Annotated in this window: 12 protein-coding genes; 7 read left to right on the top strand and 5 right to left on the bottom strand. The window is 48.8% G+C overall.

Going from position 1 to position 12164, the window contains the following annotated elements; genetic code table 11:
• Window positions 1–31: 31 nt before the first annotated feature.
• The 3 genes from U2F10_RS13060 to U2F10_RS13050 all read left to right on the top strand — a co-directional run bounded on the left by U2F10_RS13060 (window position 32) and on the right by U2F10_RS13050 (window position 2745).
• On the top strand, window positions 32–526 hold the full coding sequence (locus tag U2F10_RS13060; protein WP_499872374.1) for a hypothetical protein: 495 nt from the start codon (window positions 32–34) through the stop codon (window positions 524–526).
• A gap of 4 nt (window positions 527–530) precedes the next feature.
• A complete protein-coding gene (locus tag U2F10_RS13055) occupies window positions 531–1040 on the top strand; it encodes a hypothetical protein (RefSeq protein WP_006515979.1) in 510 nt (169 codons plus the stop codon).
• Between the two features lie 73 nt (window positions 1041–1113).
• A complete protein-coding gene (locus tag U2F10_RS13050) occupies window positions 1114–2745 on the top strand; it encodes a DNA translocase FtsK (protein ID WP_499872373.1) in 1632 nt (543 codons plus the stop codon).
• A 633-nt stretch (window positions 2746–3378) separates the two neighbouring features.
• Here U2F10_RS13050 and U2F10_RS13045 read toward each other — a convergent pair.
• The 3 genes from U2F10_RS13045 to U2F10_RS13035 all read right to left on the bottom strand — a co-directional run bounded on the left by U2F10_RS13045 (window position 3379) and on the right by U2F10_RS13035 (window position 5352).
• Window positions 3379–3810, bottom strand: a complete 432-nt coding sequence (locus U2F10_RS13045) for a PIN-like domain-containing protein (RefSeq protein WP_499872372.1) — start codon at window positions 3808–3810, stop codon at window positions 3379–3381.
• The gene (locus U2F10_RS13040; RefSeq protein ID WP_499872370.1) at window positions 3807–4514 is read right to left on the bottom strand and encodes a DUF433 domain-containing protein; all 708 of its coding nucleotides are present in this window, start codon (window positions 4512–4514) and stop codon (window positions 3807–3809) included. The genes U2F10_RS13045 and U2F10_RS13040 overlap by 4 nt, the downstream gene beginning before the upstream one ends.
• Window positions 4515–4761: 247 nt before the next feature.
• Complete coding sequence (locus tag U2F10_RS13035) at window positions 4762–5352, bottom strand: Uma2 family endonuclease (RefSeq protein ID WP_499872368.1); 591 nt, start codon at window positions 5350–5352, stop codon at window positions 4762–4764.
• A 418-nt stretch (window positions 5353–5770) separates the two neighbouring features.
• On the opposite strand from U2F10_RS13035, the gene U2F10_RS13030 reads away from it, so the two are divergent.
• Window positions 5771–6016 (top strand): hypothetical protein, encoded by a 246-nt coding sequence (locus tag U2F10_RS13030; RefSeq protein WP_499872366.1) that lies wholly within the window; start codon window positions 5771–5773, stop codon window positions 6014–6016.
• Between the two features lie 34 nt (window positions 6017–6050).
• Complete coding sequence (locus U2F10_RS13025) at window positions 6051–6950, top strand: site-specific integrase (protein WP_499872364.1); 900 nt, start codon at window positions 6051–6053, stop codon at window positions 6948–6950.
• Window positions 6951–7535: 585 nt separating this feature from the next.
• Here U2F10_RS13025 and ltrA (U2F10_RS13020) read toward each other — a convergent pair.
• A complete protein-coding gene (gene ltrA / locus U2F10_RS13020; RefSeq protein ID WP_499870311.1) occupies window positions 7536–9254 on the bottom strand; it encodes a group II intron reverse transcriptase/maturase in 1719 nt (572 codons plus the stop codon).
• Window positions 9255–9820: 566 nt separating this feature from the next.
• Window positions 9821–11560 (bottom strand): group II intron reverse transcriptase/maturase, encoded by a 1740-nt coding sequence (gene ltrA, locus U2F10_RS13015; protein WP_499870313.1) that lies wholly within the window; start codon window positions 11558–11560, stop codon window positions 9821–9823.
• Between ltrA (U2F10_RS13015) and U2F10_RS13010 the strand changes: the two genes are divergently transcribed.
• Complete coding sequence (locus tag U2F10_RS13010; RefSeq protein ID WP_499870315.1) at window positions 11559–11885, top strand: hypothetical protein; 327 nt, start codon at window positions 11559–11561, stop codon at window positions 11883–11885. The genes ltrA (U2F10_RS13015) and U2F10_RS13010 overlap by 2 nt on opposite strands.
• Window positions 11886–11921: 36 nt before the next feature.
• On the top strand, window positions 11922–12044 hold the full coding sequence (locus tag U2F10_RS13005; protein WP_499870316.1) for a hypothetical protein: 123 nt from the start codon (window positions 11922–11924) through the stop codon (window positions 12042–12044).
• Window positions 12045–12164: the final 120 nt, after the last annotated feature.

Here is a 12164-nt window from a genome sequence, read left to right as displayed (position 1 = left end):
AGATCCTTTCCCCAATCCCCCGACATGAACCATGACACATTTAGTAAGACGTCCCAATACCATGCCTGTGCTAGCGGGTGATATCATCCACCCCACACAGCTCGACACCGAACGGCAACAGCTGTTCTATGACGTGTTTAATCTCATCCCTCAACCCTATCAAACCGCTCAGATGGTGGCCGATATTTGCCAGGGGCTGGCCCAACATCGAGAACAGGAACTCTGCGCCCTGATCAGCCAGTTCCAGGGACTGCAGCAACAGCAGGCACAGCAGATGAACCACCACATGGCAACACTGCAACAGATGCTGTTGGCTCAACAACAGGCCCAGCAAGATCTCCTGAGTCAGCTGGCCCAGCAACAATTCAACATGCCACCGCCCCCGCCACTGATACCCACCATCAACCTGACCGTAGATAACAAGGTTGAGGCGACAGCTGGGGGAGATTCCACCAATGGGTTTCTAGCCATTTTCTTCGCTGTGCTCACAGTGCTGTGTATTGGTCTTATCACTGAGGGGGACTAACACCATGAGTTTTAACGAACTAAAGCGACTAATCTCCACCATGCAACCGCCGGTCCAAGGTGCCGGAACCTCAACCCCGATGCCGGGCATCAAAAACTTCAGCCTGGGCAAATCCTCTGGGGATGAACTACTGGCAGCAGTAGGCTTTGCCGGTCTCCTTGCCACTGCGGGCCTTTTCCTGGCCCCACGCCTGGTACCAGGGATGGACCATCTGGTGTTTTTCGGCTGGACTGTTGCTGTTGCAACTTTACTCAAATTCTGTTCCGAATGGCCTAATCCCAAGCCCCTAACCACGGCCAGCTTTACCCTTTGGGTTGCTCTCCTGCTAGAGAATCTCAACTATTTCCCCATGTGGAAGACCGGCTTACTGGTGCCCCTGGTGGCCACCGCCTGGTGGATCTTTAACGATCTCTTTCGCGATGGCAATGGCAAAGTCGCCTGGTGTACCCGCTTTGCCCTGGGGGCCTTTGGCGCAGTCGGCCTGCACTGGCTAATCACCGGCTCACTGGTATAGGTCAGCCCCTACCCCCATTATCAGGCGACTGCTTCCGGGTAGTCGCCCTTTGCCATGTTTAGAGGAAGTCACCATGTCCCCCGTACAGTTCCAACGATTCAAGCAGTTTTGTGCGATCGCTAACCAGTACACCCAAGAATATCCCCACGAATTTCAAGGTGTCTCTGGGCAGCAAATCTGGCGTGACCTGATCCAGGTGGCAATGGCCTTGGGAGTGGTCAGGAATCGCCAGGAATTTGAAACCGGCTGGAATGTCCTAATGACAGAGGAGGCGTTCAATTTGCCTGCCTATGAACCCAATCAAGGAACTGAACCTGATAGTGTCCAAGCAAAACCTTTATCCGTAGGCATGGGCGGCCAAATCGTCTCGGTACTCAAGGCCTTTCGGGTACAGGTGGATTATCTGGAGGAGGTACCAGGACCAACCTTCACCCGACACCAACTCAAGCCACGCTTGGGAGTAAAGGTATCAGCCATCTCAGCTCTGGTCACTGACCTGAAAGTCCATCTAGGATTAGACACCGTACCGATCATTTCCGCCCAATCAGGCTGTGTGGCCCTGGACGTACCGCGTCCGGATCGGCAGTTTGTCCTGTTTGAGGATTATGTGCAGTCAGAGTTGCGATCGTCGCCCCCCTCAAAAATCACCCTGGCCTTAGGCGTCGGTCTAGATGGCACCCTGCGAGAAGTGGACATCTCCGATGCCAACAGTTGTCATTTGCTCGTGGGCGGCACCACAGGCGGCGGCAAATCCGGCGTCATTCGAGCCATGCTCTACAGTCTGTTCTGGCGCTATTCTCCGGCCCTGGCCAAAGTGCTACTGATCAGCATCAAACGCTCTGAGTTTCCTGACTTTCAGAATATTCCCTGGCTTTATGGACCAGTAGTGTCAGAAGCCATTGAGGCAGTCTATGCCCTGGAACATCTGTGTCAGGTAATGGACCATCGCGATCGGGTGCTGGCCGCTGCCCGCTGCAAAGATATCGATGTGTACAACCAGAAGCATCCGGCTAAACCCATGCCACGCTTGCTCGCCGTATTTGATGAGCTGGCAGATTGCATGTGCGTGCTACCTGCCAAGGTCTCGAAGGAAGAATCGGAACTACCTACTAGCAAACGGTTAGAAACAGCCATGGTACGGATTGCCCAGAAATCCCGCTCCACCGGTATCCACCTCATCGTGGCCACCCAGAGACCTGAAGCGTCAGTCCTCACTCCACTAATCCGCTCCAACCTCCCAGGAAGGATCGCGTTGCGTACAAAAACAGACGCAGACAGTCGCATGATTTTCGGCAATGACGACGGATCAGCCGTAAACCTTCTGGGAAAGGGGGATTGCTTTCTCGCAACAACGGAAACAGAGCGGTTGCAGGCATTACATGTAAACCAGACGCTGATCGATCGGTTCTCTGACAAATATGTCGATTCGGTAGAACCTGCAAGGCCCTGGGGATTGGCAGCTGTACATCAAAAGGGAGCCTCTGAAAAGGCTGACGACCCATTGTCAACGATTGTCAATTATCTAGCTGAGCAAGGTGGACAAGCCACACAGCGAGAGATTCAGCGAAATGCGCTAGCTCAACGCTTTAATGCAGAGGAAGTTGGGGAACTAGTGCAACAGCTTGAAAATCAGGGAAAAGTGGAATTGTCCAAAGAAGGGAAAAGCACTCTTATTAGCCTGTCAAACCCGGACAATGACAATTGACAATATTTGAGCACGAGAAACAACAATTTATAGAATCGAATTAATATCATTACTCGTTACGGCAAACTAATTGTTTCCGTCATCTTTTGTTGCCGTCTAACAACTTTGTTGTCTGAACTGTTATTTGGTCTCAGGAGCTCAATCTTTTTTCCAGGCGACAAAAACTAAACCATGGCTCAGTTCTAACTCCACCTGACTAACTTCGAGAAAACAATCTAATAAGAGATGAGACAATCTCACACCCCTATTACTAGAATTCAACCCGCTATATATTCAGGGTTTAATAGATTCAATGCACTACACGCAGTAGGGCTGAGATCAGCTCAACTGATTACCCTCTATCTATTAAATCAACAGCTATTCTAAATTAAACGTATTAATAGTATGAAAAACAAGAAAAATATTGTAGATCTGCAAGCAGACATAAGCTTTACGGGCAAAAGTTAAGAATATTCATTATTTTTAACTTACTACCTGTAGCCAGATTTGGATTGGCTCTCTCCTACGAACCATCCTTTAAAGTCAGCACCATTACAACTGACTGTTCCGGAGCGATCAGGCAGTATTCAGGGATCTCACGCGACTCATACTGAATCACGCTTTTCTTCATAGTTACAACTTTCTTCTCAAACTCTAGCGAGGTTTCAGCAACTTCAGTAATTGAGTTCTTGATTGCCATCCCCGAACAAGTCCTCGCTTATAAACCTTGGCAATGAAGGGCTGAGAATTACCCTGGGAAAAACGTTGCATGCTAGATAATGCCGCCACAAAAATGTCTGCCATTTCTGGCCCCGTCAAATTAGCCGAGTAAAGCACAAAAACTCGTGCACCAGAAGCCGCTACTGCCATTTGCTCCAACACCCTACGACCAATGGCATCATCTTTGGTCAAAATAAGCCATCCACGTTTCCCAACGACGGGTAGCCATTCAACATCCAAAGCCTCGGGAGGAAAATGATCGTCATGGATTTCCACAGTTGCCCCAGCCTTACGCAGAGCTTCCGCAACGGCCCTTCTACCCAAAGCCCGATCAACAAAGAAAACCGGCTTCTTCTTTTTACTCACGCCGCCTTAGACAACGTCAATTCGTAGCGCAGCACTTCCTCCAGTTGCTGACGGCTAAATCCATAATCATCCGCCAGAGACTCCATATCCTCCCCAGCCCTGAAGCGGTCAATAATCACATCAGCAGGAATGCCTGTATTGATCACCACAGGCCGACCAAACGAAATACGCGGATCAATAACCAACACCCGAGGCGCATCAGCTTTCTGTACCTGGATCAACGGAAATAGTCGCTGTGCCAACCCTTCTTCATCCCACTCAATCCGCTCCAGCAAATGCTGTAGGGTCTTTTGCATCGCCAGTTGCCCATCCCTGGAAGCATTAATCAACTTACCGACCGACTCAACAAACAGATCCACACCATCAGTCTGAAATTGAACACGGGCCAGGGGATGAGGTAACCCAAACTTTTGCTCCACATAATCCAGAGCAGTACGTACTTTATCCAGACGTACTTTATGATCCTGACGAATCACCCTTAAAACATGAGCTTCCACCAGGTTAGTAAACGAAAGCTGTGGACTATCAGGATCTGGCAAGGAGAGCAACGGTTCAAAATACTTCGTGCCACCAGCTGTAGGATATGACCGTCCATGTAGCCATGACCCTAGCGTCCTTCTTGGAATCGTTAGGTAGCGAGCTGCATCAGCAACTGTATAAGTTGCCACGTTGCGGATATCTACCTGGTCATAGGTAAAGGTCATAAACCTGGAGCTAAATCTACCTGAAATTTACACTACATCTTATATATCGACTACAAAACACCTTAGCGGCTTCACCTAAATAATGGCTGCTCCGCCATGGCAACGATCGCCAAATCGAGACTAATACGAATGTTCCCTAATTAATATACTCGGCTAAAGACATCGCAAATACCGACAGTGGCTTCGCTGACGGAATATGAAAGCAATTCTTGATATCCCTGTAAAAAAGTCCCAAGTCACTGATGACCTACTCAGGTGGGTTCAAAATCTGCTCAGCAGTCAGATCGAAATCTGGGAATGTAGAAGAAACAATGAGATCGCTACCACTAAAACTAGCTTCCTGATACGAACCATCCTGTAAAGTCAGCACCATCACGACTTCCTGCTCCGGGTCAATCAGCCAGTATTCTGGGATCTCCCGCGCCTCATACTGATCACGCTTTTCCTCGTAGTCGCGATCTCGATTAACTTTCCCTGGACTAACCACCTCCACAACCAACACAGGCGGAGGCATATCCAAACGAATCGTCAACCGTTTCTGGGTCAGCTCAATATGCTCCGGTCGCAGAATGATTAGATCAGGAAACCGATTACGAGCCTGCTTTGGCTTAAGGACAGGGACCTCCAGCTCACAACTATAGCGATGGGTGAGCCGAGGCTTAATCAGACCTGAATTAATGAAATAGAGCTGGAGCGCAAACGAAATCCATGCATTCAGTTCAGATTCCGTTGGCATTTCAACCAGTACTCCATCAATCCACTCGTAACGGCTATCCGTCCCATCGTCATAGGCCAGATAGTCTTCAAAAGTCATCCTAGATTTGGCTTCAGTAGGCATAGGACTTACCTCCAGGACTGAGCCCTGATTCAATTTGAATCGTAGCCATCCGCTGACTGTCGAGCATCGAATAGGTATATCTATTCTATAGCCGCTACCATACAGCCGCCGCCATCATACGACAGCGATGATGACCCCTACTACACATAAGTAGGAGCCATCATCGCCTAAAAACTAACCAAGACCTGTAAACTTAACTGGGGCAATTTTGGTCCAAAATAGGTACGATTTGGGTATGATAATTTTTCATTGTCCTGTGTAGGCTTTTCATACCAAGGGTTATAGCTCTATCGAATATGGCCTTGGGGTAGTAGGGGTCGTGGGTTCAAATCCCGCCGCTCCGATTAATGAAAACCGCTGATATCAGCGGTTTTTGTGTTTTTAAAGCCAGGGTTCGTCAAGTATCAATTGGTCGACGGTGACGCCTGAAAGCGTCATTGTCACGTCACAATACGCCATAAACTGGTCGATAGTTGGTCGACGAAAACTGGTGACTGAGCCTAAGCAAAAGAAAGCCCGTAAGGGGCAAATCGCACTACATGTAGATAAAGGGTGGCTTCGACTGCGGTGGAACCACCAGGGAAAGCGTTACACCATGGTGGTGGGCTTGCTCAATACACCGGCAAACCGCAGCTTGGCAGAGGCTAAAGGGGGCCATCATTAGAGCAGACATCCTGTCTGGTCAATTTGATAAATCTTTGGTCAAGTACAGATATGAGTCGGTCGATAGCCTGACAGTCGTTGAGCTCTATCAGAAGTTCGTTGACTGGAAACGTCGACAGGTGACAAAACGCTCACTAGATAAGTATCTTGGGTTGCGATCGCAACTTGAAACTTACTTTGGTAGCCGCCAGGCGGAGCGGGTTATTGAGGACCATGCTTTAGACTTCCGTGATTGGCTGGTGAAACGCCTGGCCCCTTCAACAGCGAAGGAACGTATCGGCATGATTCGCAGTTGCTGGAGCTGGGCGATCGGCAAGAAGCTGGTAGCCGAAAACCCATGGGTCAATGTCAGGGTGAAGGTGCCTCCGAAGCAACGCCCCAGACCCTTTACTCAAGATGAATATGGCCGCATCCTCGACGAGTTTAAAGCTAACCATGCCCATTACTTGGACTTCGTTAAATTCCTGATGGGTGTTGGTTGCCGGACGGGTGAAGCTGCCGGTTTGAGGTGGAAGCACCTATCGGAAAATTGCGATCGCGTCTGGATTGGTGAATCGTGGGGACGGGGTGAACGGAAGCCGACTAAGACCAATCGGAGCAGAGCATTTAAACTATCGCCCGACCTGGTCGCTATGTTCCGAGCCAGGCGATCAGCCACGGCTCGCGACGATGATTTAGTGTTTACCAGTCCCAAGGGTAACCCCATCGATGACCATAATTTTAGAAAGCGACATTGGACACCGGCGCTGGCCGCCGCCAATGTGCCCTACCGCAAGCCGTACAATACGAGACACAGTTTTATCTCTCAGGCAATCGACCAAGGCTGGTCTATAAGCGAAATAGCCTCCATCACTGGCAATAGTGAGGAGACTATTTTGAGGCACTATACGGGCAGTGTGAGAGGTGAAGCGGAGCTTAAGTCTGTTTGGGGTTAATTGACTCTTGTCTGGAGTTGAACAAACTATCCAATACCCATGAGCATCAGCGTACTCGTCGAATATAAAGTCTGAAACTGCAGTGTATACAACCAAGTAGTTAGCAACAGATTCATGTATTTCAAAACGGGATTCTGTCATATCTAAAACTAACCAGAGAAATAGGTGCTTAAGTCTGTTTGGAATCTAGTTAATCCTGAAGTGATTTTAAGATAGTAATAAATTCAACAATAAGATGATGCTGTGCTTGCAACAGCTTTCTTTGGGCAGGTTGAAAATTACTATCAAGTTCTACTTCTAATCTCGTCTTTCTACTTTCGTATCTCAGTAAGTATGAATCAATCATATTCAGAAGGTTTGCGGGAGGATGCAACTAGTCAACGTAGTTACGCCCGTTTCACTCATAGCCCCCAACGAAGGAATGGGGCGTTGACCTGTGTGACAGTTAGCTACTTTGTTAGACTAAGCCGCTGAGTCGCCTCAACGGCTCGTCTTGTCGGGTAAGGGAGAGTAAGTCGCCTCATCTCCCTCCCCTTAGAACCGGACGTGGCACTTACATGCCATCCGGCTCAAGCCTTCTGCAACTCAGAAGGTTGTCTCCATGTGTAGGTGCTGATGACACACTTTGTGAAGGTGGAGTAGGTTTTCAACCCGGTCTGTCCCTCCGTCTGCCACCTTAATTACATGGTGGGTATGCAGTTGCTCTCCGTTAAACAGGTGCTCTTCACAGGCTGGACATTGCCAATTTTGGTTCTCAGCTACTTGGTAGTACTTCGAGCCTTTGGCCCAGTAAATTTTACCTTGCCGGGTTTGACGCTGTTGCCAGTATGTTCTGAGCGTTGGGTCATCTGGTGATGCCTTGCCAGTAACCTTGACATGGCGTTCGATGGGAATGGTTGCCAAGTGAGTCAGGGAGTAGTGAATGGCTCGACCGTCTCGGCTTGTGGCCGAGGCCGTAAAGTACCATTTCTTTTCCCGAAACACTTTGAAATATTGATCCACAACCCATCGCTTCCCTTTTCTGGGATGCCGCCTCTTGCACCATTGGAAGAGGGCTTTCCAGATGTAATGGTCGAGGGAAGAGAAGACCTTTGCACTGTTAACATGTCTGTAGTAATTGGCCCATCCTCTGAGAATTGGGTTGAGATGTCCGATGACAACTTCCGGCTTGTGCGAGGGATTGGCTCTGAGCCAGTCTCTGATGCGCTGGAGGAAATCTTTCACCTTTTGTTTGGCTGGGGTGATCAGGCATTTGCCTTTGAATTGTCTGACAGTAAATCCGAGGAAGTCGATACCCTGTTCGATATGAACAATTTTCGTCTTTTCTCGATTGAATGTCAGGCCCCTTTGTTTTAGCCAATCCTCTAAGATGGGTTTGACCGCTTCAATGTCCTCCTTAGAAGGCGCAGTCACAATAATGTCATCCGCATAGCGAATAAATCCATACTTATTGCTCCATACGCGTTTGGTTTGATATCTCCCTGTTTTCTGGTTGAAACTTCGATATTCTTTTACCTTTTTGAATTGAGATAAAAGTTCTTCTATTCCATCCAGTGCAATATTTGCGAGTACAGGTGAAATGATTCCACCTTGCGCGGTTCCGCTTTCTGTCGGGTAAAACACCTCTGCTTCAATATAGCCTGCTTTCAGCCATTGTTTAATGAGTCCTCTGCCAGGAATTAGCCCGATGGCATTGAGGATATAATCGTGACTGATATTGTTAAATGCACCTTTTATATCGGCGTCTAAAGCCCAAGTATCCACGCCTTTCCTCAATCGAGAATGACATTGTTTAATGGCATCTTGACAACTGCGGCCAGGGCGAAAACCGTAACTATGTGCCTCAAATCGAGCTTCCCAGCTCGGTTCTAGTGCATTTTTAACAATTGCTTGTGCGACTCGATTTTTGAGTGTGGGGATGCTTAATGGACGACGGTTTTTCCCATTATCCTTGGGAATATAAACCCTTCGAGCAGGGTGAACTTTCCATAAGCAGTAAGCCTGCATCTCATTAACCAAATTGACCCTGGCTTGAGGAGTCAGGGCAACTTGGCCATCAATGCCAGCCGTCTTCTTTCCTCGGTTTTGCTGGGTCACCCGTCGCACTGCTAGCAGCAGGTTAGAGTAACTGCGGAGCATCAACTTCATCAGGCTTCTCACCCGATTCCATTGATGTTCCTGAGTCGCACGATAAATTCGCTGCCTTAGATTTCGTACCTTCTTCTTGACGCGTTTCCAGTTGATGGAAGCCCATACTTGAAGACGGCCCACCGTTCCGATGTCTATTTTGACTCTATCTTTCACGTTGGTTAGATTTCTTCACGTTGATTTATCGTTGAAGACCTGTTGGAAGTCAGCTACCTTTTCGGTATCGGGCAAATTTTTGAACCCGTATCTCCCGCATTACCAGGAGCGTTCGCTTTTTCCAATTTCCCTTACCCTCTAGGTAGTTGTGTCGTCCTTGCGGTTGACCTACTCTGGTTATCGACCTTTGCCAGAGAACCTATAGGGCTTACCGTGTTCCGTGCGTTTGATCTGCGACTGAATTAGGTTCCATCTATACCCCGGTGGGATTATTGTCCTTTCGCTTTGAGCGTTCTGAGACTCATTGCCTACCCACTTACCAGTTTGGTTAAGGTGTATCAGCCTGATTTCACCTTTCACGCCTCACGAGACTTATGATGATTCACTTGCGTTAACCCGTTTCAGTCTTCCCTTTGCTCTCCATATCAACTTGGGCTGCCAATATCGTGAGCTTTCGTGCTTTGCTTTCCGCTAGTTTCATTACTTACTCCTGGCGTAAGCGGAGTCAGTGACTCTTTTACGTAGGGACAGGGAGGAAGGCTCCCCTGGGGAAGACGGCTTCCTAATCAAAATGCGCCAGTGGCGCTGAACGCACGACTTTCACGTCGCACCAAAACCGGACGTGAAAGTTTCCCTTCATCCGGCTCCTCAACAATGCAATGCCCTGACAAGGCAGACCTCTTCAAATCGATAGCCGTTTTGCTGTCATGACAATGTCGATGCAGAAGTTGTAGATTGTCGTAACATCCATTCCCCCCTTGTGACTTAGGAAGAATATGATCTACTTCCATCCGGTCTTCAGCTTTAAAGTACAATCCACAGAAGCAACATTTACCTGATTGTCGTTTGAGTAGTGTAGCTACTCGTATCGGCAATGCAGGATGTGTACCAAGTCGTTGACTCCAGTACACCCAGTCTCCGTCAAACGGGCTTCTATCCGCTTTCACCTTGATGTGCCGTTTTATCGGAATATCGTGGTGATTGATCAGATGAAAGCTCTGATTGTTTCGGGTCGAGAATTTAGACTGGTGCCAATATTTGTGCATTATCCAACGTTTACCCTTATTGGGGTGTCGTCGAATAGCCCATCGCCATAGCTTCAAAAACGTCTGCCGTTGAGCGGTTTGAAAGGTCTTTTTACTGACGCCAGTAGCGTAGTAGTTTGTCCATCCTCGAATTATCGGATTGAGTGTCCGAATGAGCACCTCTTGTGGAGATGCTTGATGAGTATGAATGATAGACCTGACTTGCTTCAGGTGGCGTTTGAGATTTTGCCGACTGGGAGTAATCAGCGTTTTGAATCCTTGATGAGACTTTGATTGGTTCTTCCCAACTCGATATTGTCGAACCGTGAATCCCAGAAAGTCAAAGCCCACATTGCCCTGATGCTCATATAAGGTATGGGTACACCGGGTTTTACTAGGATGTAAGGCTAATCCCCGTTCGGCTAGCCATTGAGCAATGGCCTGCTGACAGGCTTGAATGACCTCAAGCTGTTCATGCAAAATGACCAAGTCATCAGCATAACGAATCAGACGAGCCTGAGGGTTCACCTGCTGGATTTGGGTTTCCATTCCGTGGAGTGCGATATTTGCCAGCAAGGGAGAGATAACGCCCCCTTGTGGTGTCCCCGCATCCGTTGGAAACCATTGACCTGATTCCATCACACCCCCTTTGAGCCATGCGTTTACCAGACGGTAAATGGTCGGCGGGGCATTGAGGGTTGTCAGCAGTGCAGAATGACTGATGCGGTCAAAGCATTTCGAGATATCGGCATCTAACGCAAACTTGGGTTTAACGCGGATGCAGTTAAAAATGGCTTCGATGGCATCATGGGCCGAGCGTCCTGGCCGGAAACCATAACTGTTAGGCTCGAACCTGGCTTCCCATTCGGGTTCCAGGGAGAGCTTTAGCAGTGCCTGTCGGGCTCTATCAGCCATAACAGGAATGCCGAGCGGGCGTTTCTCGTTCTTGCCAGGTTTGGGTATCCATACCCGACGAGTTGGTTGCGCCTTATCCGTGAGGTTCATCGTCTTGACCAAGAACATGCGTTGCAGTGGGTTTAATGACGCTATGCCATCAACACCGGCTGTTCGCTTGCCTTGGTTATCTTGAGTGACCCGACGGACCGCTAGACATCGGGCGGCCCAGGATCTCAGTAGGAGTCTTTGTAATCTGTGGACTGCCTTGACATCACCACGGCGAGAGGCTCGATAGATTCGGGTTTGCAGCTTAAAAACCTGCCGTTCTAGCTTTCGCCAAGGCAGTGTTTTCCATTCATACCTCGTCTGAAACGACGGGTTCATGACATGTTCACCACGACTAACAGCTCTATCTTTTACATCATCGTGTCTACGTCAGCGTATCCCTGCGATTAAGCGGGGCCTTTGCTTCTTAGACAATCCTGCCTGCGATGGACATGTAGGTGGCCCCTACTCAGGCTATCGACCATCACCTGAGAGTCTCATAGCAGGTTACTTCGTTCCAGATAACCGTTGGTTTGAACGTTTAGGAGGATGCTATCCACCGGGTTTATCGGGAGTGCTTACTGATCCATGGCCTGCAGGTCAGCCCCATATCCTTTGCCTTTTTGGCCCCAGCCGGTTGGCCTCAGCGGCTGGTTCTAATTAACGATGACTCAGACACACCTTCGCTTTCGCTCTCCATATGTTCATGCTCAACGGGATTCCAGGTGAGGCTCCCTGGTTACCGCCTTTTATTCCCGCTTCACCCGTTGATAGCCAGTCGCTAGGTGGGGAATACGCTGTCACCCATGCACTTTGGGGGTAGGACTTGAGCATTCTAGGATACTAACTCTCACCTACACGGTTATCTAGTTGTCAAGGTACGCTCGTAGCGTTCACTCTTGCTGCTCATCCCCAAGTTTTTCAACTTGTTTCGAGCAAACGA

The sequence above is a fragment of the Leptothoe sp. EHU-05/26/07-4 genome, assembly GCF_043421015.1.
Classification (GTDB): Bacteria; Cyanobacteriota; Cyanobacteriia; order Phormidesmidales; family Phormidesmidaceae; genus Leptothoe; species Leptothoe turfae.
Note: the sequence above shows the minus strand (reverse complement) of the source record. Positions and strands in the feature narration are given on the sequence as shown.